This window comes from Sphingomonas sp. DC5200-1 (assembly GCF_049897245.1).
Taxonomy (GTDB): domain Bacteria; phylum Pseudomonadota; class Alphaproteobacteria; order Sphingomonadales; family Sphingomonadaceae; genus Sphingomonas; species Sphingomonas aquatilis.
On the sequence record NZ_JAFCVW010000015.1, the window covers coordinates 1 to 22,732 of the forward strand.

Here is a 22,732-nt window from a genome sequence, read left to right on the forward strand (position 1 = left end):
GTCGGGAGGCTCGCCCGGGTCGTTCTCGCCCGAGGTTCGGGTCTGGCCAGGTCATGGTCCGCGCGCGATATTCTCGGCCGACGACAACGAAAGCGTCGTGCTGACGCTTCAGGAATACAATGCTCTAGGTGACCTCGCCGCGATCGGTGAGCACTTCCGGTTGGGTGGCTTCAAACCGCCTGCGCTCTCCATCGTCCCGGGAAAGCCTGAGACCGATAGCTAACAGCGCCATCGGCACATCCTCCTGACCTAGCCCGATCCGCGTCCCGCACGCACCACCGTCCGCGTGAAGAACGCGGTCGGTGAGGGGCGCTCATCGCGCCCTGCCCGGCCGAAGGGCCGGGGAGGGGAGGAGGATTGAAGATCGGTGTCGAGGACATGGGGTCCAGCACGACATCAGGAGACACGTCATGAACATCGGTCAGATCAAGCAGAACGACGCGGGCATCTTCATGGGCCGCATTTCCACCCTCGCGGTCGCGATGACGATCGCGCTGAAGCCGGTCCAGTCGTCCAATCCGCGCGCCCCGCGCTACGAGATCCATGCGCTCACCCCGGGCCGGACGTGGGTGCAGGTCGGCGCGTTCTTTGAACTCACCTCCAACAACACCGGCGAGGCGTTCCTCAACGGCCGCATCGACGATCCGTCGCTCGCCGCGCCGCTCCAGGTCTCGGCCTTCCGCCAGGACGACGGCTCGTACAACGTCGTGTGGCAGCGCGCCCAGAAGCGCCGCGACGTCGGTGCCGCGCTCGGGGTCAAGGCGGACGATGGCGAACCCGCGCTGCCTTTCACCGCCGATGGCCGTGACGTGGCGACCTCGGGCGCAGGCGATGACACCGGAGACGGGCTGGGTGCCAGCACCGCGCCGGTCGACGAGAGGGTCTGACCGGCATCGGGCGGCGCTGACGCGTCGCCCGTATCGCCACCTCGACGGGGATCGCTTCATCGCCGAAGCGGTCCCTGTTGCCGTTAGTGCCTGTTGCAGCCGCGCGGTCCGTGGTGTACGGATTGTCTTCCGTTTTACGGAAGATACGGATTCCCATGTAACAGAAAGATGGCCGTTACAACATTGGCAGGACCAGATGAGGGTCCCATCCTGGAGGGACGCAGGGCTTAATCGATCCCCGGCCGCGTAACGAAAGATGAGGGAAACCATGACCCCTACAATCGAAAAGGCCAGATCGACCGACGTGTCGAAGCGGTTCGGCTTCTATTACGACGAGGCGATGACGCATCCGATCGCAATCGAGCGCAACGGCGCTGCCCGCGTGGTCATGCTACCCGCCTCCGAGTTCGAACGCTTGTCCCGCCTCGATCACCTCGCGCTCTCGCCGCAGGAGTTGAGCGATGAAGCCATCCACGCCATCAGGACCGCGACGCCCAGCGCCGGGTCCGTCCAGAACGATCAGTACGTCGATTGAACCGCAAGCCGGTGACCTGATCTGGTATTTCTACCTCTGGCGGCATGAACATAACCGGGGCGACGAGGACGGCTCGAAACTCCGCCCCTGCATGGTGGTTGGCAGCTATCGCTCAGCCGGAAGGCTCCGTGTCCTGATGGTGCCACTGACGACGCGCGATTATTCACCGGCTGCATCCATCCCTCTGCCGCCGCGATTCATTGAGGCCTTCGGCCTCGATGACCGATCACGCATCGTGTGGGACGACGTGAACGATTTCGCATGGGTCGGACCCGACGTTCGCGCCGGTAACGACGGTAGCACCATCATCGCCGAGGTGCCGAGCCGCATCGTACAACGTGTCGCGGCGCTGATCGTCGAGCATCGGATCACCCCCACCCGGCGAACCGAGTAGGCGATCGATCCTCGCCAACCCGAAGGGCGGCGCCCGCAGACACAGCCCGGTTCGCTGGCCGAGTGGAAAGATCATCACGATCGGCGATGATCCCGCAGCCGGGCGGCGCGTAAAGCCGTCGCTGTTCTGCCAGCGGGTATCGGCAGGCGTTTGCCCCCTATGGCGATGAGGACGCCCAGGTCCGATGCGGTTGCCGGCGATCGCCCTGGCGAGGGTCGGCCGTCGGGCGACCTTGCGGCATCCGGTCTCCTTGCCGGTGCGTCGTCGCCCGGGCGCGGCCGTCCTTGTCGAGCTTCGGAGCGGCACCACGTCGGTCAGCGAGCGACGCTGGCGGCACGCCTGCCTTCGCGCCGGGTCGTTCGGGGGTACGGGTCAGGCGACCGACATGAGCGGTTCACGAGGTTTGTCCATGGCAATGCCTGCGGGAACCTTGGGCTGATCGACGGCCCATCCGCCGTTTCGTGTCACCTGCGCCGCGCCCCGGGGCCTCGCAACCCCTTTGGCAGGGCCGTGTTGCCGCGCTTCGCGCGGCTGCCCGCACCACCCCTGCAAAAGGGGTTCCCCTCCGGTCGACCAGGCCCGCCGCCTGCGCGCCGGCCCAGCTCGCCCTCCGGTGCGACGCCCCGAACCGCGACGCCCTTCAGGTGACACCGGCGGACGGACCGCCGACCAACCCAAGGAGGCAATGCCATGAACAACGTGAACCTCGTCGGCCGCCTGACCCGCACCCCCGAACTGCGCGAAGTCAATCGCGCCACCAGCGTCGCGACCATCTTCGTGGCGACCGATCGCCCGAAGCTCAACAAGGACGGCCACACCTACAAAGGCGACGACGGCTTCACCGTCAAGGAGACCGAATACCACAAGGTCACCTGCTTCAACGGCCTCGCCAAGGCGATCGCCGGCAACCGCAAGAAGGGCGACCTCATCGCCATCGAGGGACGCCTGCACTACACCCGCTGGCAGGACAGCGACGGCAACGACCGCTACGGCTGCGAGATCATCGCCGATCGCGCCGAGTTCTACTGACCGGCCAGCGAACCGGGCGGCGCCTGCGGGCGTCGCCCTTCGCGCATGCTTCTTCATCGCCAGCTCGGACGCTTCGGCCACGTTGCTTCGCACCGCGGCCTTGCGCCCGCGCGCGCTCACCTGAAAGGTCCGGCACCATGACCGTCCAGCGCGACATGTTCGACGGCGACCCGTTCGCGCCCGAGCCGATACCTACGGCACCGGACCCGGTCGCTCGGGTCGACGAGCCGGCACCCGCCGGCGGCGACCACGACGGCAATGCCGTCGCGCTCGCCCCGCTGGCGGTGCCGTGCGGCTTCCGCAACCGTCGCAATGAACCCTGCCGGCGTCTCGCCGAGCGACCCATCCTGATGAACGGCCAGCCCTTCGTCCATCGTGGTCACCAGCTGCTCCAGTGTCCGCGTTCCTGCTGGCTAGACGATGACAGCGCGGTCGAGCCGGACATTGCTGACCGGATCGGTGAAGATATCCGGTTCGCAACCGAACCGGATATCCAGACCGACCCGCACGGCGAGGACCCCGATGCCAACCGCGATCCAGACGACCCGGGAATCCAGGAGATGCCGGATTACGATGCCGGGGATGACGGTGGCGAGTATGAATGGGACTGATCCTGCTGATCCTGCTGTGCTGGCTGTGGGACGGCCGTAGAGGGGCAGGGCGGGGCGTCCCGCCTTGTGGGCGGGACCGGGCTCTATTCGGCCCTGGCGGGCCTCACGGAGCCCCCTGGCGGGGTCTCCGCCCTGCGGGTGACGATCCCTATGCCGGCGCCGGGCGTCCTGCGCGCGGGCGGCGGCAGCTGGCTCGCCCTCCCGGGCTCACTGGCGCTGCCTTTGCGGCGCTGCGCCGTGCCGGCGCATCACCGCCGCCCGTGCTCGGTCCGACCCGGCGTGCCCACCACAACATAATATTTTCTCTCTCTGTGATGAGGAAGTCTGGCATGCGGGGTTGGCGGGCCGTCAAGGACGCGCGGTCCCCCCAATTTTCACGCACCCTTCCGTCTCCGCTTCGCTCCGCCTCCAGGGCACGAGAAAATCGGCTCCCCCGCGCGCGAGCGTTAACCGGGGTCCGCGACCCTGCGGGCCGCGGCTTCCCGGTTAACGTCCCTGACCGCCCTGACCGCCGCATGCCGGATGAGATTCCTCACCGAGAGAAGGTGAGATTTTCAACTCATGGAGGCTATCATGACCAAGTACAGCAACTTCAACGACATGGGCCGCGCGATCAACGAGCGCCGCGCCGACGAGCACACCACCGAGACCTATCAGGGGGCGTTCATCGAGGCGAGCGAGATGGCGAAGCTTTCCATCGTCAGCGAAGCCGAGAAGCTGGACATGCCCGACCCGGAGCAGGCCGCACACGCCGTCGAGCAGATGCTGGCGACGATGTTCGACGTGTTCCGCGACACTCGCATGGAGGAGTTCGCCGCCGACCTCGCATGGGGCTTCGTCAACAGCTTCCACATGGTGGCCAAGCGCATCGAGGGCCGTGAGGATGACGCCGCCAAGAAACTTGGCGACCTGGTGCGCAGCTACGACCCCTCGGAGATCTACGCGGTGGAGCTCGAAGAGACCCAGCTGCTCTGCCAGACCCTCGAGAATTGCGCCGAGGCGATGCGCTGCATGCGGGACCACGCCGGGAACGTGTATCGCGTCGAGACCGGACGGCCCTTCTCGACCGTCCGCGGCAGCAGGGTGTCGTCCAAGCTGACCGCCTCGATGATCGACGGTGCCGACTATCTGGCGGCACGCGCGGCAAAGCGTCGGGACGAGCACAACCCGAGCGGCCCGATTGTCGCCTTCTCGGGCGGCATGGAATGGCACGACCACGAGCAGCTCTTCGAACGCCTCGACCAGATCAAGCGTCGCATCCCGTCGATGGTCCTGATGACCACCGCCATGAACAAGGGTGCCGACGCCATCGCAGCGTCGTGGGCGGCCTCGCGCGAGGTCAAGCTGGTGCGCATGTTCCTCGACAAGCGCCACGGCAACCGGGGCGGGTTCCTCCGCAACGACCGCATCGCCTCGCTGCGTCCCGTCGAAGCGATCGTCTGCGAAGGATCGGGCGTCCAGATCGACTTCGCTCGCAAGTTGCGTACCGCCGGCGTACCGCTCCACGTCTTCCGCAAGGACGGACAGGCACCGGTGCAGCCGAGCCAGCGCAGCCGCCGCGCCTGACGCACCCACGGAAGGGCTCCGGGCAACCGGAGTCCTTCCCCTTTTTTACGTCGCCCTGGGCGGCGCTCCGGGGCATCGAGCCCCATCGCGCCGCGTGGGACTGACCTATCGGTCGATCACGCCACGTTGCCCGCTCGGCACGGCTCGCTCGCGGCAGGGCAATGCCGTCGCATTGCCACTGCCAGCTACGCCTCGCCGGTGCCGGGGTCGATACCGACACCCGTCGCATCGCCTCGCTCGCTTTGCGGTCATCGCTGAATGCGATGACCAGCGCGCTACGCCTCGGCCGATACGACTGGCGATCGTCGTTGAACACCAATCGGCACGCCTCGCTTGCTTCACGGCGATCCCTTCGGATCGCCGGTTCGCTACGCATCGCCGTGCCGATCGCGTTGGCTTATCGACCGCGCCGTCTCGCTCGCATCGCGGCCACGCCTGCGCGTGTCACGCTCGCTACGCATCGACCGGCGCGGTTCAACCGGCGTCACGCTTGCGGCATCAGCACGGCTCGCTGGCGGGCGCGGCGATGCCGTCGCATCGCCTGCACTGCCGCTGCGCATCGCGCCGTGCCGATCGCACCCATTGATCGGCCACGCCGTCTCGCTCGCATCGCGGCCACGCCTGCGCATGTCGCGCTCGCTACGCATCGACCGGCGCGTCTCACCCGGCATGTCGCTTGCCGCATCGGCACGGCTCGCTGGCGGGCGCGGCGATGCCGTCGCATCGCCTGCGCTGCCGCTGCGCATCGCACCGTGCCGATGCCATCGCGCAGGAGCTGACCGGCACGGCTCGCTCGCTTCACGGCGATCCCTTCGGATCGCCGGTTCGCTACGCCTCGCTCGTGCCGATCGCACCCGCTTATCGACCGCGCCCGTCTCGCTCGCATCGCGGCCACGCCTGCGCGTGTCGCGCTCGCTACGCATCGACCGGCGCAGTCCGACCGAAGCCCGGCTCGCTCGCGGTGCCGCAATGCCTGCGCATTGCGAGCACCAGCTACGCATCGCTCGGGCACCCGGTCCTGCGGACCGACCCATGACCCCGTGATCGGCCATGCCGATCCTGACGGATCGGAAGGGGAGGGGAACCGGAGATGATGGTTCCAATGGGAGACAGACCATGTCGATCACCTTCTTCCTCAGCGTCGATCGCAAAGCCGACGCCGCGCCCGCCGTCATCACCGCCCGCCAGCTTGCCGCGTTCCGCGCCTTCGCCCGCGAACGTGGCCAGCTGCTCGAAGACGAGGATGATGACCCGCTCGTGTCGTGCTCGTTCGAAGCTCGCGTCTGCCCCTGGTCGCTCGCGTCGATCTGCGCGATCTTCGATCACGATGTGGGTGTCATCGCCGTGGTCGAGGAAGCCCAGTTCCGTGGCCTCAACGTGCGCTTCTGGCACGATGACGCGACCCGCACGATCACGATGCGCGTCGCCAGCACCCCGGACGGCGCAGCGGAGATCAATCTCGCGAACGGCAACGCCTTCCACGTCCTCGACGCGCTACGACTTTCGGACGATAATTGCGGCAGCATGCCCATCGGGCAACTACGCGAAACACTCGGCCAGCCCTATGTTCGCCGCGACCTTGGTCGCCTCGATGGTCGTTACCTCGAACGCTTCGACACCCTCGCTGCTCAGGCCGACACCAGTGAAGGGATACGCATGGTCTGGGGATAGCCTCCCTCCAGTCGCCATCGCGTCGGGGAGCATCGGGCTTCGCCTCGATGCTCCCCATTCTTATGCCTGAATGGACCGAAGCTTCGCCAACTCGGCCCAAGCATTGAAAAGGGGAGCGCCTAACGGCAGCTCCCCTTCTATTTGCATGATGGGCTTGAGCCCGCTTTCGCGCTGACCCGCTTACGCGGTCAGGCGCTTCACGGTCTCGGCGATCCCGAGTTTCTTGATCGCTCCAATGATCGCGCTGAACTGGGCAGGATCGGCCTTCATCAACCCCGACCGTTCCACCTCCTTCAGCAGCTCCGAACGCTCACGATCGGCCAGTTGCTTGCGGCGTTCGTTGAGCCGCTGTTCGTCCGCCTCAAGCTGTGCCCGTTCCTGCTCGATACTCCGTGCCATATGACCTGCCTTTTCTGATCGTGGATCGGCCTCCATTTCCCACGATGCCAGCACCGCTCCACCGGCACAATAGCGACACTCATAATCGCTCGCTGGTCCGGCTTTACCGGACCAGCATGAGGCGACGGACACTGACCTTCGGCCAGGTCCGTCGTCGGGCGGGATTGCTCCGCCCAATACCCTTCGGTCCAGTCCGGTGGTCGCCTGCCTGCGGCGCTTACTCTCCCGGAACCCAGTCCAATGATCGGACATCCAGCCATGATGCCACCACCACCGCGACAGTCCCTAAGGATTTGCACACCGTACGCGGCACGCCGCAGGTTAAGTGTCTGTAATTGCCGGTGTTTGCAGGGGCAAACATGTTTGCCCCTGCAAACGCCTTGGTGGTTCTCCCCTAAGCGCTTGAGAACGCGCGAAAATCCCTGTTTGCAGGGTGAATGCGTTTTCACTCTATACCTCGGGACCAGGCTGTAGTATTTTCCACTCTCCGAAAACCCCACCAGCCACTTTCAAGTGGGTGGTGAATGTCTAACTCGACGATAGCTTTCAGACTTTCGTCTGAAGAGATTGCGGCACTTGATCGTGTAGCCGCGAAACGGTCGTGCTCCCGGTCTGAGGCCGCGCGCACTGCGCTTATGTTCGGTATCCGTTTCGCTGAGGCCGAGCATACTTTCAACATCACCCGTGCGGTCCTCGTTCTCGAGTACATGCAGGCGGCGATCGACGTGATTATCACACGCGATCACGGCGACGTCGTACCCCAGCTTCGCGAAGCCGCGAAGGAGCGCCTGGCGACGTTCCATGCGTAGCGGCGACATCCGGTTCAACGGTCAGGCGGCGACCGTAAAGCACCATTCCGCGCGGGGGCGGATCACCCGCAACTCGGGCAATTTCACCCGCGGTTCGCAGCTTCTCGCCAGTCAGTACAAGATGACCTGGGCGGGCCTCCAGGTGCCCATCTGGATATGGCTGGGGACGTTCATCGTCCTGTTCAATATCTTCGTCTGGCTGGGCCTCGCCGAGCATGAATTCCAGCTCGACCTGATGAAGCTCTATTCCGCCATCTGGACGTGGGTCGGCGGGGACAAATTCCACCTCATCAACCTGACCTTGCCAAACGGCATCGTGACCAAGGTTCCGATCGGCTACGTCCCCTACGAACCCCATGTCGTTCATGCCTGGGCGAAGACGGTCAAGATCTTCCTGACGACACTCGTCATGTCGGCCTTCATCGCAGCACCGATCATCATGTGGTTCATCATGTGGGCAAACAAGCGCGGCAGCGACATGCTCCAGGAACGCCACAACCGCGGCGCCCTGTTGGTCGAGCGTGACGTGCTCGTCAAAACTGTCAGCGGCCACAACCGACGCAAGTTCCGCACCGAGTGCGCCGAACACGATCCGCCGTACGTCCCCGAACTCGTCGCCAAGGCTCCGATCCTCGATCGGATCGACCGGGGCATCCACGTTCCATACACGATCGCCGGCATCCCCTATCCGTGGCGGCTCGAACAGAGCCATACCATGCTCATCGGCACCACCGGCACCGGCAAGACGACCCAGCTGCGCAGCCACGTCTCGCAGCTTCGCGCGCGCGGTCATCGCGCGGTCATCTTTGACCTGACCGGCGTGTTCGTGGAGACGTTCTACAACCCAGAAACCGACGTCATTCTCAACCCTATGGACGAGCGTTGCGCGCCGTGGACGCTGTTCGACGAATGCCGCAACTATGCCGACTTCGTTTCGGCCGCATCGGCCCTCATTCCCTCGCATCCCGACGACAAGGAACCGTTCTGGCAGAACGCCGCGCGGATGCTCTTCATCGAGATGTGCCTGAAGCTTCAAGAGATGGGTGAGGCGAACAACGCCGCGATCGCGCACCACCTGATGCAGGCCGATCTGAAGTCGATCAACGCCAAGCTCGATGACACCATCGCCGCCCCGCTGACGACCGAGAAAGCCGCCCGCATGGCGGAATCGATCCGCTCGGTTCTGAACGTCAACGGACAGGCGCTACGCTTCATGCCGGACCCTGTCCCGGGCGGCCCGCCCGCCTTCTCGATCCGCGACTGGATCGCGACCGACAATCGCGACGGCTCGATCATGTTCATCACCGGCTCGTACAACGACCTCGAGATGACCCGCGGTCTGTTCACGCTGTGGATCGATCTGGCCGTCAACAACCTCATGCGCCTGCCCAAGACCCGTGACCTGCGGACCTGGTATCTGTTTGACGAAGTCCATGCGCTTCACGCGCTTCCTGGTATCGAGCATGGCCTCCAGTCGGCCCGCAACTTCGGCGGTGCGTTCGTCCTTGGGATCCACTCGTTCGACAAGCTGGTCGCGACCTATGGCTTGCAGAACGCGACCGCGCTCACCGGACTTGCGCGCACCAAGCTGATCCTCGCCACCGCCGATCGAACCACAGCCGAAAAGTGCTCCGAGTTCATCGGCAGCCGCGAGGTCCGCCAGATGGATGAGGCCTACAGCTACGGCTACAACAACACCCGCGACGCCTCGACCCTCACGCCTCGCACGGCGATCGAGCCGCTGGTCATCCCCGACGACATCAACAACCTGCCGTCGCTCCACGGCTTCGTGAAGTTTCCCGATGGATTTCCCGCTGCGCGGATCGAACTCAAATACCGCTCCTATGCCGAGGTCGCGCCGGGGGCGGTGCCCCGCAAGAACTTCAAGCCTACCGAATACGTCTCGCCGGAAGACCGGCGTCGTCAGAACACCCGGAACAATGGCGCGGATGAGGGGGGTGAGGGTGGCCGCGAGCATACCCCCACACGGCCTGTGGGGGGCGTGGAGGCGAAGGAAAGGCAAGAGCCGGACCTGACCGCCTCGCAGCCCGAGAAGCCGCGTAGCGAGGCTGAAAAGGCGGCTGCGGCGATGGAGGTCACCGGGTCGCTGCCGGTGGTGATCGATCAGATAACCGGCAAGGGCGTCGCCAGCAGCCCGACCGGCGTCGATGCCGTCCGCGCGTCGGATGCCGCAACGAGGGTCGGGGGCGAACCTTCCAAGCCTGTGACGGGAGGTTCATCCAGTCTGGATGCCCAACTCGGCGGCATGGGCATGTCCCTGATCGAGAACCGTGCGGGTCCGCAGAGCGGGGTGGATCCGACGCGCGGCGAGGCGTCACGCCATGCCCCGGAAAGCCGGTCCGATCGCGGTGATGCCGATCGCCACGAGGACCAGGCGACCCGCGAATTGCGCGATGGGTTTGCGACGCAGCGCGACCCCGATCACCACCATCGTCATCACGGCCCGGATCATTCGCCGGAGATCGATGACGACATGGACATGGGGATGTAGCCGATGCTGTCGATCGCTTCCGTCAAGTCCGCCTCCGGCGCGGCGCAGTATTTCGCCAAGGACGATTACTACACCGCCGAGCATTCGTCCGAGGCGACCGCCTGGGGCGGGGTGGGCGCGGCCGACCTTGGCCTCAAGGGCGAGGTGACCAAGGAAGACTTCGAGAAGATCCTCAACGGCGAGATGCCCGATGGCGAAAAGGTCGGGCAGGTCGAGGGTCGCAGGCTCGGTGTCGACCTGACCTTCTCGATGCCGAAGTCCGCCAGCGTAATGGCCTATGTCGCTGGCGACACCCGTGTCCTCACCGCGCATATGAACGCCGTAAAGGCGACGATGGGATGGGTCGAGAAGACCTTCGCCGAAGGCCGCACCTACGATCAGTCCAGGTCAGGGGATGCGGTGCGAACCGGCAACCTCGTCTATGCGCTGTTCCAGCACGACACGAGTCGCGCGCTCGATCCACAGGGCCACATCCATGTCCTGATCGCCAACATGACCAAGATGGCGAACGGGGCATGGCAGGCGCTCCACAACCAGCAGCTGTGGAAGAACAACACGACCATCGGCGCGGCCTACCACGCGCAGTTTCGCGCCGAGCTGGCGAAGATCGGCTACGAGACCAGCGTCACCGGCAAGCACGGCCAGTTCGAGATCGCCGGCGTGCCCAAGCAGGTGATCGACACCTTCAGCCAGCGGCGCGCCGATATCCTGGCGAAAGCCGGCGAACTCGGTGTCACCTCCGCCGAGGCGTTGCGCAAGGTGACCAACAATACCCGCGACGCCAAGCTGAACGTCGAGGATCGCGATGCCCTGCGTCAGGAGTGGCGCGACCGGGCGGCCGCGCTCGGGTTCGACGGCAAGGCGCTGGTCGATGCCGCGCGCGAGCGTGCTGGCGCCAGCGGCCTCGATGCCCAGCCACGACCGATGGAGCGCCTCGGTGACGTCCTGGCCAATCTCCGCGAAAGCCTGGGCGAGTTATTCCGACCCGCCGATCCGCTCGTCGCCAGCGGCCTCGACCGGCTGCGCATCGCGCCGGTGGATCTGCGCGCCCAGCACGCCGTCGCCTCCGCGATCCGCATCCATGCCCAACGCGAAGCCGCGTTCGCGGTGCCGGACATCACCAGGACCGCGCTCGACCTCGGGCTGAAGGGTGTCACCGCCGCGCATGTCGACGCGCGCGTCTCCGAGCTCATCCGCAACGAGAAGCTGATTCCGGGCAAGGATGACCGGATCGACAGCGTCGTCACCCATGTCACGACGCCCGAGGCGCTCGCGACGGAGCGCGGCATCCTTGCAGAGATCGAGCGCGGCAAGGGGGAGGGGCGGGTGATCGTCTCCGCCGACACCGTCATCGAGCGGATCAACGCCGCATCGGGCGACAAGGAACTCAACGCAGGCCAGATGGCGGCCGCGACGATGGCGCTGACCTCCGCCGATCGTATCGTCGCGGTCCAAGGCGTCTCGGGCGCCGGCAAGTCGACCATGCTGGCGAGCGTCGCGCGCAACGTCGAGCAGGAGGGCGGCAAGGTGGTCGGCCTCGCGCTCATGAAGGCGACCGCCGATCGCCTCGGCGCGGAAGCCGGGATCGAGAGCCGCACCGTCTCCTCGTTCGTCCACAGCTATGCCCGCCACGCGCTCGCTGGGAAGGGAGCGGGCTATGACGGCGCGCGCGACGCGCTCGCCGGCACGACGCTGATCCTCGACGAAGCCTCGATGGTGGGTTCCGACCAGATGAAGCACCTGGTCGGCATCGCCAATGCGCTCGGCGTCGATCGCTTCCTGATGATCGGCGATCGCCAGCAGATCACCGCGGTCGACGCCGGCAAGGCGTTCGCGCTCGCGCAGGCCGGCGGGATCACGATGGCGCGGATGGACGAGAATCTGCGCCAGCGCACCGAGCAGCTGCGCACCGTCGCCGCGCTGACCAACCGCGGCGAGGTGCGCGAGGCGATGGCGATGCTCGGCGACAAGGTCACCGCCAACCCCGAGCATGTGAAGGCCGCGGCCGAACACTGGCTGGGCCTAACCCCCGAACAGCGCGAGACCACCGCGATGTTCTCGTCGGGCCGCGTCGCGCGCGCAGAGCTCAACGTGCGCATCCAGGACGGCCTCGCCGCGGAGGGCACGTTGAAAGGGGACGGCGTCGTCACCCCGGTCCTCGACAAGGTCAACGTCACGCGCGAGGAACTCCGCTACGCGCATACCTATAAGCCCGGCCAGGTGATCGACCTGCGCCATGCCATGCGCGAGCTCGGCCTCAGCCCCGGCACCTATGACGTGCTCGGCGTCGACGCGAAGGGCCGCGTTCAGGTCCAGATCGGCAACCGGGTACGGACCTTCGATCCGCAGAAGATATCGCCGGTCGACAAGACCGACGCGATGCAGCTCGCCCAGCGCGAGCAGATCAAGCTGCATGAGGGCGACAAGATCCGCTGGACCCAGAACGACAAGGACCGCGGCCTCAACAACAACGATATCGCCCGCGTCGTCTCGGCCGACCCGTCGGGGATCAAGGTGGAGGCGAGCGACGGCACCCTCCACGAGCTAAAGGCGGGCGATCCGATGATGGAGCGGATCAGCCTCGCCTACGCGCTCAACATGCACGCGGCGCAGGGCATCACCACCGACACCGCGATCGCGGTGATGAGCCACAGGGAATCGAACCTCTCCAACCAGCGGCTGTTCAACGTCACCGTCACGCGCGTCCGCGACGACATCCAGCTGTTCACCGACGACCGCGAGAAGCTGACCGCCGCGATCGAGCGCAACGAGGGCAACAAGACCTCGGCGCTCGAAACCACCGGCGCGCTGACGATCGATCCCGATCGCGGCGCTGCCGGCGCAGCCACGAAAGCCGGCGCGGGCGAGACCTTCAATCCGACCTTGCCGCCCGACCTCGATCGCGGACCGGAGAAAGTCGGAGGCGAGCCGAGCGCAGATACAGCCCGCCCCTCGACCGGCGGCAAGATCGACATCCGTACCGATCCCTCGCTCGACCTCTCCCGGTTCAGCGTCCCGGTCGAGCCCAAAGGGCCTGAACTTCCCTACCCCGAAAAGGACATCGGACTGGAGCTATGAGCATGACCACATCACCACCGACCTGGGACCAGGTGATCGCCACCAAGCACTGGCACGCCTGCGACCTCGACACTCATACGCTCACGCAATGCAGCCAGCTCGCGCGGCGCGACGATGCGCTCGACTGGGGCGGCGAAACGCTTGCGATGGCCGCGATTTTCGGCCTGACCTACGTCTTACTCCTGCCGCTCACCCGCGCGCTGCGTGCCCTCCGGGTCCGGTCCGAGCCAGCACGATGAGCCTCGCCGACCGCGACTATATGCACGGGCCTCCCCGCATCGGTCGGACCTCGCGGCTCGACACGCCGCCCTGCGACGCGATCGAGGGAACGGCCGAGTATGGCCATCAGGCCCGCAGGAAGCCCGTGGAGCCACGGTCAACCGCACCACGCATGATCGTCCCGCTGACGCGCCGGTTGCGTCAGGCGGGACTCCTGGCGGCCGCGGTGGCGGCTTTCACCTTCGCCTGGGCGGTCGGATGCGGAATCGTCAGCGCGTCGCTTCACACCGATGGTGGAATTTTCGTTCCGCCCGCAACCCAAGGTACGCCCGGTGGACGGTAGTTTCCCTTTTCGCTTCCGGCGCCAACCCGAGCCGACGCACGCGACCCTCACGATCGCCGAAACCGCGGATCTGACGGAAGCGGCGCTTGAAGCGGTCCGCGCCGGTGACGGGGGCCGGCTCGCGGTATTCGGCGATGGCGACGCGATCGCCGAACTCGCCGACCAGGTCCGCGACCAGCTGATCGACCCCGCGCGCGGCAACTGGGACTTCTTCGCAGACCATCCGAGCGACTATGCACGCTCGTCCGCGATCGAAGCGTTCCTTCCCGACGATCCTGACGTTTGCTCGGGCTACACCTGCGCTTCGCGCTATGTGCTGCTCCGCGCGATCCAGCATGCCGGCGATGAACCTGGTGCGACCCTTTCGGCCGTCCGCGATCTGATACGGGATCTCCCGCCGGAAGCCGTCGCAGAGGCGGCGGGACACGATTCTGGAAACGGTCACGCCCTGCGTTGGGGAATGACCGTGCTGGCCGGCGTGCGACGAGCGACCCACGCTTTCGCCGACCACGACCGGCTGATGCCCAGGATCTCCATCGCGCGCTGGCTGGCAGGATCGGCGTCGACCATCCTGTTCGTACGACGCGAACCTGGACTGACTTCGAGCGAGGTTGTCGCCGTCGAGGCCTCGCTGCGCGATCACGCGATGCTGTCCAGAATGGACGTGTTTCCCCTGGCTCTCCCCTCGCAGTCGATGGAGGTGGTCGATGGGCATCGATGATCGCGACTATATGCGCGATCGCTACCGCAAGCGGCAGGGGCTCGATCCCGGTGCGACGCAATGGAACGATCGCAAGGCACGGGTCGAGCTGAACCGCTTCGGGTTCAGGAAATCGGTGCCGCTGGGGAGCGCGAGCTGGATATCTGGCGGATCGAAAGGGTCGTGGTTCGAAGCCAGGAACAGGGGCCACGATTATCAGCGCGGTCGATGGCGGCCCCGCCCGCGCTTCACGCCGGCCCCTTACTGGCAGGCGCTGGGCGTCGGTGTTGCCATCGCACTGGTCCTTGCGGCCTGGGCCGGGCAGGGCCAGATCAAGCGCGCAACCTCCAGCCTGTTCGCGTCAATCGTGGGGACGAACACCGGTTTTCCGGAATCGGGAACGGTCGCCGTCTCCTCCAGCGTCGACCTGCGAACCGTCAGAAGCCACCTGACCATTCAGGGTGCGGCAGACAATAGCATCGTCCAGCTGCTCGATCCGGCGACGGCGAAGAACCGGCTGTCGGTCTATGTCCGCGCCTTCGAGCGTGTCACCGTGCCAGCCCCGCTCGGCCAATATCGCGTCCGCTTCATCCACGGCCGCGAATGGGCAGATTCTCGGACCTTCTTCGGCAAGGGCACGCTGCACGACGAGGTTGCCGGCGTGATGCTGTTCACGCGACGGGTCGGGCACACGCTCGATCTTCGTCTGGGGGCCGACAGCAATCTCGTGGTCCGGCGCATCGCCGCCAAACCGGCCTCGATCCAGTGACACTGTCCTTCATCCACGCGCGGGGATTTCGCATCGCACCGCCAGGACCGGCCCCCGCGCGCCGGCACGGCGATCAACCGGGACAGGAGACATGAGCAACTGGGATTTCGAGGAAATGGGCGAGTTCGGCTCGGATGCCGACGCAGACCGCTGGGCGAAGCGCAACAACATCGCCCCGCAGGATGTCCGCATTCGCCGCAAGGGGGACGGGGTTGAGCTGGAGGTCCGGCGCTCGGCGCTGGGCGACAGCAGCGCCCGCCACGATGACCGTCGCGACGGCCGACGCAACGGTTTCTTCTGAAAACGGCCAGGGAAGGAGTACACACGATGAAACTGAAGATGATCGCCGCGCTGGGGCTTGCCGCCCTCTCCGTGGCCTTGCCGTCGGCCGCCAGCGCGCAGTCGTCGGCGCCGGTCCTGCTCGCGATGGCGAGCTTCGCCGGAAGTCATGCCGGCACCGATGCCGCGCGCGAGGTCGAGGCGAAGAAGGCGCGCTATCGCGCGCACGCGCTTCACAACGGCAAATGCAAGGACTGCGCGGACTGTCCCGACTGCAAGGACTGTGACGAAGCCGCGAAGAAAGTTGCGGCGGACGAGGAGCGTGCCGGGATCTGCGATCCCGCAGCGCATGCGAAGAAGGCGGGCGCCGGTGCTTGATCGCACCCGCATGCTCGTCGTGACGGCCGCGCTCGCGGCCGTCACACCTTCAATGGCCCACGCCCAGAAGCTGGGGCAGGGCGGCACCGGCGTCGACGAGACGACCGCCGTGCCGCAATGCCAGGTGCCGCTCGGCGTTGCCGCGCTGGTTGAGGAGAAGGCCGCCAACCCGGCCGATGGCCTGTCGCCGCAACTGCAGGCGCTCATGCGCATGGCGGAGATGCAGAACGGCGGTTCGACCGCGCGCGTCGACGCGCTGCCACTGGTCAAGCTGATGATCGCGCGATCCAATTGCTTCCGCGTCGCCGATCGCGGCGAGGCGTTCAGCGCGCTCGAACGCGAACGCGCGATCAATGGCGGGACTGCCACAACCCGGCCTGTCACCAAGGCGGATTATCTGATCGAGGTGAAGGTGGTCTATTCCGACGCCAAGTCGCGTGAGAGCGGGGGCGGGGTCGGCGGTGTGTTCGGCGGGGCGGTCGGGCTCAAGTCGAAGACACTCGAAAGCCAGGTGCTGATGACGCTGGTCGACGTGAACACCGGCATCCAGGAAGCGGTCGCCAGCGGGTCGGCGCGCAAGAAGGATATCGGCGTCGTGGGCGGTGGGCTGTTGCTCGGCCTTGGCGTGGGTGCGCTCGGTGGAAGCTACGCCTCGACCGACATCGGCAAGATCACCACGCTGGCGACGCTCGATGCGTTCCGCAAGCTGATCGAGGATGCACGGCCACGGCTCGAGGCGAGGCTGGTGCCGGCCAAGCCGCCCGCAATGGTGCCTCCCGCCTCCGCGCCGCTACCGGCGCAGGCGGTTCAACCGCTGCCGCAGCCAAATCCGGGAACGCCGAAACGATGATCCGCAAGAAATCGACCCGCGCGGCCGAGATCGCATTTGCCGACGAAGTGATGGCGTCCGACGAGTTCGCGGCTCTCCCCGAGCGCGTGCGATCGACGGTGCGGAACCATCGCCAGGGGATGCGGGGCGAGCGCGAGACCGCCTATATGCTCGATCACCAATTCGGGCCTGACAACGACCGCAACCTGCTTATCCACGATCTGCGCCTGCCGGACGGGCAGGGCGGGTTCGCGCAGTTCGATCATATCCTGCTGTCGCGGGCGTCGCGCACCGCCTCGATCTTCGAATCCAAGAACTACTCTGGCCGGATCTCGAAGAACGAGCATGGCGAATGGATGGTCTGGTATCGCTCGCAACGTCAGCCGCAGAACATCCCCAATCCGGTCGAACAGGCCAAACGACAACGCAAGGTGCTGCAGGCGTGGCTGAAGCGAAAAGGGCATGACAGGGCGTTCGCGGAGGTCGGCGTATTCGTGTCCGTTCCGCCCACCGCGATGATCGACCGTTCCAAAATCGGCAGCGACGAGCCGATCTACAAATGCGACAACCTTTACAAAGCCTGGGTGCCGTTCGGCGGGTCATCGCCCCTGGGACGAATGTTTTCGACCGGCGTCACCGCCGCGCAGATGGTCGAGATCGCCGACCAGCTCATCGCCGACCATGTCCAGGAGGGCGATATCTATACCCGCCTCGGCATCGTTCCTGACAGCACGGACGCCGCCGATACGTCTCATACCGGCGACCCGTCTGGGCCGATCAACATGCCCATCGTCCAGGCCGCGTCTGTGCCGGAATTGCCGCCGTACGTCGAGGCAGAGCCTGTCACTGTTCATCCGGCGCAAAGTCCCTCCACATCGGTAGCGGTTGAATGCACCGTTTTGGAGGTATCGCCCCCTGCCAAGGCGGTTCCCGTCAAGGCGGGCGCACCTATCGAGGTATGCGCCGGGATCGTCGAGCGGACACTGCCAGATGGCCGCATCGCATTCAGGGCCGCGCGCGACGATGAGATCGGCAGGGAGGTTCTTTCCGCGTTGTGCAAGGGCAAGGCGATCTGGAACCCGAGATTCTCCAACTGGATCTGCGTGCCCGACGTCGCCGACGTGATCCGGGCTGCACTTCCCGATGCGATCAGGGTCGGCCACGTCGCATGAATATGATCAGCCTGCCCCGGCCCGAATGCCCGTATTGCCATGAGGCGATGCGCCGCTGGCCGCTGGGGCAGCACATGCTGGTCTGCGACACCTGCCGCCGTCCGATCGTGCGCTACCTCGCTGCGCCCTCGCGTCGGATCTTTCGGCTGCGCCCGCTCTACAGCGTCATCAACGCCATCGCGCTGTTCATTCTGGTCGCGACCTTTCTCGCCATCGTGATCGCCCGCGCCGACATCCGGCATATCATGCTGGCCGTCGCGATCCCCATCGCGATGTTCGGCGCGAGCGATATCGGCGATGGCTGGCTGTCCTGGCGTACCTCGCTCGATCGAGGGTGGAACCACCTTCGCAAGGGTCGCAAGGCGCGGCTGATCGGGCTGGCACGCGCAGCGTTCGGCATCGCCGGCTGTGCTGTCGCCATCTTCGGGCTACTTGCCTACGGCGACATGACCACTCCACGAAAACCGCTTGCCCATCAGGCTGGTCGGCCATGATTCCCTTCTGCCTGATCCTGGGCGACAGCACCGCGGTCGGCACGGCGCAGGCATTGGCAGCACAGGGCATACGCTGCGAGGTTCATGCGCGCGTGGGTGCCGGTTCGGCCGAGATCGAGCGGCGGGTGAGGGGCGCTTCGGCCGCCACCGTCGCCCTCATCGCACTCGGGTCGAACGATGCCGCCAGTCCGGCGCTCCCAACCAACCTTCTTGCGCTCAGGCGGCGAACCACCGCCGTCAAGGTGGCCTGGCTTGCCCCCTACGACCTGCGCGCGTCATCCATTGTCACGTCGATCGCGGCACGTTTCGGCGACACCGTCATCCCGCTGCGGGCGCAACCGAGCCGGGATGGCATCCATCCGGTCAGCTATCGCCCCGTCGCCAAGTCGCTGCGGTGGGGGGCGGTCGCCCCCTTCAGAGCCGGCGTAGCGCCGGCGCCGATCGCGCGCGCGACCGTGCTGGTGATGAGCAGCCCACTCGGGTCGTGATCGCCATCTTCATGCCGCGAGCATCGGTCGCCGGAACCGAACGGCTCGACTCAATCCCGCTGGAACAAATCCGGCCCATATGACAGGCTGAACGTCATGGACCATCGCATCACCCACACCTGCGGCCATGAGCAAACCCATTTCATTGCCGGGTTCGCGTCGCAGCAGGAGCGCAAGGCCACCTGGCTGCGCACGACGGTCTGCGGCGCGTGCTACCGCAAGCAGCGCCAGGAAGAGAACGAGCGCGACGCCGCGGCCTCGCAACAAGCCGTTGCCCATCTGTCGCTGGCGCCGCTCAACGGCTCGGAACGACAGGTCAGCTGGGCAACGACCATTCGCGCGAAACGGATCGCCTTGCTGCGCAAGGATCAACCTCTCGATAGCGTCGAAACCGGCGCGGCGCTGCTCGGCATCGCGGACGCCAAATGGTGGATCGACAACCGCGACGCGACCGACGCGCAGTTGCTCGCCTCGGCAGGGGTGGCTCAGGCTCCCGGCTGAACCGGCGTCGTCACCGCATTCTTCAGCGGCGCGGGCTTCTTGCCGTCAGGCAGCGTCCTGCGGAGGTGCTCGTGGACGATCGCAGCCGAGAAGGGCTTCGGGATGAACGTCGCCTTCTCGGGCATGTCACCCGGATTGGGACGGATATTGCCGCTGGCGATCACGATCTCGATCCAGGGCCAGTGCTGTGCGACATGACGCGCCAGCGCAAAGCCGTTGATCGATCCCGGCATCTCGACATCGGAGAACAGCAGGATGGTGTTGTCGGCCTGCTCCTCCAGCAGCACGATCGCGGTATCGCCGTCCATCGCCTCATGACAGCGAAAGCCGGCGTCCTCCAGGATCAGCGTCATGTCCATCAGGATGATCGGGACGTCATCGACCGCGAGCGCGAAAGGTACGGTCGAAGTGTTCATCACCTCTACAACCGCCTGTATCTGTAGGCGCTTGCAATCGTAACTGGCGCAGTAGATGTCGATCATCGCGGACATCATCCTGGCCAACTCGCGTGTGGTCGGCGCATTTTCCCACCGGCTCATCGTTGGTTGGCTGGCCAGCCCCGCGCCCGATCCCGGCAGCTTGCCCAGCGCCAGGCGGAAGCCCGGATCGTCACGCAGAGCGTCGAGATCATCGGCGTCCTCGTAGCCGCACGCGATCGCGAACACGCGGGCACGCAGTATGTCATCAAGGCGATGGATCACCCGCGCAGGATCGCGCGGATCGGCAATGCAAGCCGCAAGCCGCCGGCAAAGCCCCATCGCGCGCTCGGCCTGTGCCAGCAGCAGAACACCGCCATCCGAGGTGAGCCGACCTCCGTCGAACGCGGCTGTGATCTTCTTGCGCCCGATCGCTGGAAACGAAAATCCCGGCGCGCTATCATCGCTCCCGGCGGGTGTGGTCCGTGGCATAAATTGCCTCGCTGCAGGAATGGCCTAGACACCCATTTTCCTACATCAAAGCAATCGCTTAAACCACTCCCGCCAACCCTTCTGACCGAACCCGATGAATAAGCCGGGCTAGAGGCGGCCGAGTGATGAAACGGCATCGCTCCACCTTTCGCCGTCAATGGTCGTGGCCGATCGCCCTCGCGGCGCTGACCCTGTTCGGCTTGCTCTCGGCGCTGTTCGGCGAAGGCGGCATCTGGTGGTGCCTGTCGTGGGCGGCGCTGGCGATCCCGCTGCTGGTGATCGCGCGCCACGTCCTGCGACCGACAGGGAGGCCGCAACATGCTCGCCACCATGCGCCCTGACGGCGACGACGCGCGCCAGGCGCGCGACGATGCCGAAACGCTGCCGATCGTGCTGCCGCTCCCGGTCGAGCGGCATCCCTATGCCCCGCCGCCCGAACACAAGATATTCGGCTTTCTCGGCACATGCCTGGTCTTTGCCGTGGCCTTCGCCGGCCTGCTCCTGACGTTCGAGCATCATTTCAACCCGCCGCCGCCCTCGGCGCCGCTGGTGGTGAGCCTGCTTCCGCTCGCCTCGCCGCCCGAGACGCCGCCCAAACCGAAAGAGGCGCCCAAGCCGGTCGAGAAGCACCAGCGCCAGCCCACGCCGCAAAAGGTCGTGCCGGTCGAGCGTCCGATCATCCCGGTCCCGACGATCGCGCCGCCCCCACCCGCGCCAGCGGTGAAGCCCGTCGATCCGACGCCCCCGCAACCGGAAACCGCCGCGCCCAAGACGGCGCCGGCGCCCCCCGCGCCGCAGGTATCGAGCAACGCGCCCGATACGTGGGAGGGCCGCGTTCTCGCCCGCTTGCAGAAATACCAGCGCTATCCCGGCGCGGCGAAGAGCGCCCGCCAGCAAGGCGTCGCCTATATCCGGTTCCGGATGAACCGCGACGGCCATGTGCTATCCTCGTCGCTGGTGCGGAGTTCCGGCTTCCCGGCGCTCGATCAGGCCGCGCTCGACACGCTGCGCCGCGCTGATCCGCTCCCCAAGATTCCGCCCGAACGGCCCGACGAAATCGAGCTGGTAGTGCCTGTGGAGTTCCTATTACGTTGAGCGCGCCCTTCTCCCCGATCGCGCTGCGTCGCCGCCCCGCGCTCGAACGCCGCGCCCTCGCCATGCTGCGCGGCGACGAACAGCATTTCCATGCCGATGAAGATGCCCGCGCCTCGGAGCCGTCGCGCCAGGCCGCGAAGTCGCAAGCGCTGTTCTTCGCCGAGCTGCGCCGCGTGGCGGCCCGCCACGGCATCACCGTGCTGCCGCCCGGTTCCCGCCTCGTCGGCGAGGGCGAAATGCTGCTGCTGACGTGGCTCGCGCAGGAACAGCGTATCACCAGCCACGGCCGCGCCATCCCGGCCGATCCGCTGCTGATCGCGGCCGTCGCCCGCTGCGCAGGCCTGCTCGATGCGCTCGGCATCCATCTCGGCCCGAATACCCTCTATGGGGCGCGGCTGCGCGGAAATCACGCGAGCGGGGCCGGGTCCGCCCTATAGCGGCCGATAGGCGACGCCGATCCGGTTCTCGGCCGAGTTGCGCCGGCGCAAGGTCGCGGCGATATGGCGCTCGGCCGCCTCGCGATCGGCGAAGGCGTGGGAACGGGCCTGACCGCGCGCGCCGATCCGGCCCCAGCGGGTTTCCACCAAGATCATGCCGAACAGGTCGAGGCTCGCGGTGATGCTGTAGCCGCGCCGGACGTTGCGGGCCGGGTCAAGCGCCACCAGCTCGATCGGATCACAAAGCGGGAGAGCTGCGCCATTCATGGCGCAAAGCCTACAAAATCAGGCCCGCGAAGTCCGGCGACATTCCTGAATCAGTGCGGGGGCGGTGATTCACAAAAGCGATCAGCGCGCCCGTGGTGCAGATTTCGATACACCGTGTTCAGCCGTTGAACACCGCCCGATCGGCTTGCCCATGACCGAGATGGCGAAGCCTGCTAGAAGATCGATGAAGCTGCGCGAACGGAGGGCGGCACATGGTTCAGGGCATCGTCATCGTCGCCATCCTGGCCGGCGCCGTTTGGTTCCTGATCCGGCATTTCAAGCGCGGCTGCTGCGACTGAGGTTCGGCCTCGCTATTGGGCGGCCTTCAGCTCCGTCGTACAATACACCGGATTCTTGGCCTT

General features: G+C 66.1%; 28 protein-coding genes and 2 pseudogenes. 25 read left to right on the forward strand and 5 right to left on the reverse strand.

The annotated features are described in order from the left end of the window. The 7 genes and pseudogenes from ACP7A3_RS19285 to ACP7A3_RS19315 form a co-directional block, all read left to right on the forward strand. Window positions 1–223, forward strand: a pseudogene (locus ACP7A3_RS19285) (hypothetical protein); the annotation flags it as partial. Window positions 224–410: 187 nt separating this feature from the next. Next, entirely contained in the window at window positions 411–887 is a 477-nt protein-coding gene (locus ACP7A3_RS19290; protein WP_024310589.1) for a DUF736 domain-containing protein, read from the forward strand. 268 nt (window positions 888–1,155) lie between these two features. Continuing rightward, window positions 1,156–1,422 carry a type II toxin-antitoxin system Phd/YefM family antitoxin gene (locus tag ACP7A3_RS19295; protein ID WP_010409116.1) on the forward strand — a complete coding sequence of 89 codons (267 nt, stop codon included), beginning with the start codon at window positions 1,156–1,158 and terminating at the stop codon, window positions 1,420–1,422. A gap of 136 nt (window positions 1,423–1,558) precedes the next feature. Further along, window positions 1,559–1,816, forward strand: a complete 258-nt coding sequence (locus ACP7A3_RS19300) for a hypothetical protein (protein ID WP_062126514.1) — start codon at window positions 1,559–1,561, stop codon at window positions 1,814–1,816. A gap of 690 nt (window positions 1,817–2,506) precedes the next feature. Continuing rightward, window positions 2,507–2,845 carry a single-stranded DNA-binding protein gene (locus ACP7A3_RS19305; protein ID WP_010409121.1) on the forward strand — a complete coding sequence of 113 codons (339 nt, stop codon included), beginning with the start codon at window positions 2,507–2,509 and terminating at the stop codon, window positions 2,843–2,845. A gap of 137 nt (window positions 2,846–2,982) precedes the next feature. Beyond that, a complete protein-coding gene (locus ACP7A3_RS19310; protein ID WP_231472237.1) occupies window positions 2,983–3,456 on the forward strand; it encodes a hypothetical protein in 474 nt (157 codons plus the stop codon). A 573-nt stretch (window positions 3,457–4,029) separates the two neighbouring features. Beyond that, window positions 4,030–5,022 carry an SLOG family protein gene (locus ACP7A3_RS19315; protein WP_037494485.1) on the forward strand — a complete coding sequence of 331 codons (993 nt, stop codon included), beginning with the start codon at window positions 4,030–4,032 and terminating at the stop codon, window positions 5,020–5,022. Between the two features lie 368 nt (window positions 5,023–5,390). On the opposite strand, the gene ACP7A3_RS19320 is transcribed toward ACP7A3_RS19315, so the two are convergent. Then, window positions 5,391–5,768 carry a hypothetical protein gene (locus tag ACP7A3_RS19320; RefSeq protein WP_010409127.1) on the reverse strand — a complete coding sequence of 126 codons (378 nt, stop codon included), beginning with the start codon at window positions 5,766–5,768 and terminating at the stop codon, window positions 5,391–5,393. 304 nt (window positions 5,769–6,072) lie between these two features. Between ACP7A3_RS19320 and ACP7A3_RS19325 the strand changes: the two genes are divergently transcribed. Then, the gene (locus tag ACP7A3_RS19325) at window positions 6,073–6,693 is read left to right on the forward strand and encodes a hypothetical protein (protein WP_156487318.1); all 621 of its coding nucleotides are present in this window, start codon (window positions 6,073–6,075) and stop codon (window positions 6,691–6,693) included. Between the two features lie 180 nt (window positions 6,694–6,873). Here ACP7A3_RS19325 and ACP7A3_RS19330 read toward each other — a convergent pair whose 3' ends face one another. Continuing rightward, the gene (locus tag ACP7A3_RS19330; protein WP_010409132.1) at window positions 6,874–7,092 is read right to left on the reverse strand and encodes a hypothetical protein; all 219 of its coding nucleotides are present in this window, start codon (window positions 7,090–7,092) and stop codon (window positions 6,874–6,876) included. Window positions 7,093–7,727: 635 nt separating this feature from the next. Here ACP7A3_RS19330 and ACP7A3_RS19335 point away from each other — a divergent pair. The 14 genes from ACP7A3_RS19335 to ACP7A3_RS19400 all read left to right on the forward strand — a co-directional run bounded on the left by ACP7A3_RS19335 (window position 7,728) and on the right by ACP7A3_RS19400 (window position 19,663). Next, window positions 7,728–7,901, forward strand: a complete 174-nt coding sequence (locus tag ACP7A3_RS19335) for a hypothetical protein (protein WP_154651477.1) — start codon at window positions 7,728–7,730, stop codon at window positions 7,899–7,901. After that, window positions 7,894–10,413 carry a type IV secretion system DNA-binding domain-containing protein gene (locus ACP7A3_RS19340; RefSeq protein WP_033967470.1) on the forward strand — a complete coding sequence of 840 codons (2,520 nt, stop codon included), beginning with the start codon at window positions 7,894–7,896 and terminating at the stop codon, window positions 10,411–10,413. Before ACP7A3_RS19335 ends, ACP7A3_RS19340 begins: the two co-directional genes overlap by 8 nt. A gap of 3 nt (window positions 10,414–10,416) precedes the next feature. Further along, on the forward strand, window positions 10,417–13,491 hold the full coding sequence (gene mobF, locus ACP7A3_RS19345; protein ID WP_426256939.1) for a MobF family relaxase: 3,075 nt from the start codon (window positions 10,417–10,419) through the stop codon (window positions 13,489–13,491). A gap of 2 nt (window positions 13,492–13,493) precedes the next feature. Then, a complete protein-coding gene (locus ACP7A3_RS19350) occupies window positions 13,494–13,730 on the forward strand; it encodes a hypothetical protein (RefSeq protein WP_033967468.1) in 237 nt (78 codons plus the stop codon). Beyond that, entirely contained in the window at window positions 13,727–14,053 is a 327-nt protein-coding gene (locus ACP7A3_RS19355; protein ID WP_010409142.1) for a hypothetical protein, read from the forward strand. Before ACP7A3_RS19350 ends, ACP7A3_RS19355 begins: the two co-directional genes overlap by 4 nt. Further along, entirely contained in the window at window positions 14,043–14,774 is a 732-nt protein-coding gene (locus tag ACP7A3_RS19360; RefSeq protein ID WP_010409143.1) for a hypothetical protein, read from the forward strand. The genes ACP7A3_RS19355 and ACP7A3_RS19360 overlap by 11 nt, the downstream gene beginning before the upstream one ends. Further along, window positions 14,761–15,522 carry a hypothetical protein gene (locus ACP7A3_RS19365; RefSeq protein WP_010409145.1) on the forward strand — a complete coding sequence of 254 codons (762 nt, stop codon included), beginning with the start codon at window positions 14,761–14,763 and terminating at the stop codon, window positions 15,520–15,522. The genes ACP7A3_RS19360 and ACP7A3_RS19365 overlap by 14 nt, the downstream gene beginning before the upstream one ends. 91 nt (window positions 15,523–15,613) lie before the next feature. Then, window positions 15,614–15,823 carry a hypothetical protein gene (locus ACP7A3_RS19370; RefSeq protein ID WP_010409146.1) on the forward strand — a complete coding sequence of 70 codons (210 nt, stop codon included), beginning with the start codon at window positions 15,614–15,616 and terminating at the stop codon, window positions 15,821–15,823. Window positions 15,824–15,849: 26 nt separating this feature from the next. Further along, window positions 15,850–16,179, forward strand: coding sequence for a hypothetical protein (locus tag ACP7A3_RS19375; protein WP_010409148.1), 330 nt, complete (start codon window positions 15,850–15,852; stop codon window positions 16,177–16,179). After that, window positions 16,172–17,029, forward strand: a complete 858-nt coding sequence (locus ACP7A3_RS19380; RefSeq protein ID WP_010409149.1) for a CsgG/HfaB family protein — start codon at window positions 16,172–16,174, stop codon at window positions 17,027–17,029. The genes ACP7A3_RS19375 and ACP7A3_RS19380 overlap by 8 nt, the downstream gene beginning before the upstream one ends. Continuing rightward, window positions 17,026–18,180, forward strand: coding sequence for a nuclease-related domain-containing protein (locus tag ACP7A3_RS19385; protein ID WP_010409151.1), 1,155 nt, complete (start codon window positions 17,026–17,028; stop codon window positions 18,178–18,180). Before ACP7A3_RS19380 ends, ACP7A3_RS19385 begins: the two co-directional genes overlap by 4 nt. Then, window positions 18,177–18,674 (forward strand): hypothetical protein, encoded by a 498-nt coding sequence (locus tag ACP7A3_RS19390; protein ID WP_010409153.1) that lies wholly within the window; start codon window positions 18,177–18,179, stop codon window positions 18,672–18,674. Before ACP7A3_RS19385 ends, ACP7A3_RS19390 begins: the two co-directional genes overlap by 4 nt. Continuing rightward, complete coding sequence (locus ACP7A3_RS19395; RefSeq protein WP_010409155.1) at window positions 18,671–19,162, forward strand: hypothetical protein; 492 nt, start codon at window positions 18,671–18,673, stop codon at window positions 19,160–19,162. The genes ACP7A3_RS19390 and ACP7A3_RS19395 overlap by 4 nt, the downstream gene beginning before the upstream one ends. A gap of 96 nt (window positions 19,163–19,258) precedes the next feature. Further along, window positions 19,259–19,663, forward strand: coding sequence for a hypothetical protein (locus ACP7A3_RS19400; protein WP_010409157.1), 405 nt, complete (start codon window positions 19,259–19,261; stop codon window positions 19,661–19,663). Here ACP7A3_RS19400 and ACP7A3_RS19405 read toward each other — a convergent pair. Continuing rightward, a complete protein-coding gene (locus tag ACP7A3_RS19405; RefSeq protein WP_307718164.1) occupies window positions 19,648–20,145 on the reverse strand; it encodes a response regulator in 498 nt (165 codons plus the stop codon). The two genes, ACP7A3_RS19400 and ACP7A3_RS19405, sit on opposite strands and share 16 nt — an antisense overlap. Further along, a pseudogene (locus ACP7A3_RS19410) lies at window positions 20,119–20,571 on the reverse strand (transposase); the annotation flags it as partial. The pseudogene ACP7A3_RS19410 and the gene ACP7A3_RS19405, both read right to left, overlap by 27 nt. A 125-nt stretch (window positions 20,572–20,696) precedes the next feature. On the opposite strand from ACP7A3_RS19410, the gene ACP7A3_RS19415 reads away from it, so the two are divergent. From ACP7A3_RS19415 to ACP7A3_RS19425, 3 genes are read left to right on the forward strand one after another with little or no spacing between them, the layout of a single operon-like run. Continuing rightward, a complete protein-coding gene (locus tag ACP7A3_RS19415) occupies window positions 20,697–20,912 on the forward strand; it encodes a hypothetical protein (RefSeq protein ID WP_062126525.1) in 216 nt (71 codons plus the stop codon). After that, entirely contained in the window at window positions 20,890–21,666 is a 777-nt protein-coding gene (locus ACP7A3_RS19420; RefSeq protein WP_063113157.1) for an energy transducer TonB family protein, read from the forward strand. The genes ACP7A3_RS19415 and ACP7A3_RS19420 overlap by 23 nt, the downstream gene beginning before the upstream one ends. Then, window positions 21,663–22,103 (forward strand): hypothetical protein, encoded by a 441-nt coding sequence (locus ACP7A3_RS19425; RefSeq protein ID WP_062126531.1) that lies wholly within the window; start codon window positions 21,663–21,665, stop codon window positions 22,101–22,103. Before ACP7A3_RS19420 ends, ACP7A3_RS19425 begins: the two co-directional genes overlap by 4 nt. Here ACP7A3_RS19425 and ACP7A3_RS19430 read toward each other — a convergent pair. Next, complete coding sequence (locus tag ACP7A3_RS19430; protein WP_062126535.1) at window positions 22,098–22,370, reverse strand: WGR domain-containing protein; 273 nt, start codon at window positions 22,368–22,370, stop codon at window positions 22,098–22,100. The genes ACP7A3_RS19425 and ACP7A3_RS19430 overlap by 6 nt on opposite strands. Between the last annotated feature and the right edge of the window lie 362 nt (window positions 22,371–22,732).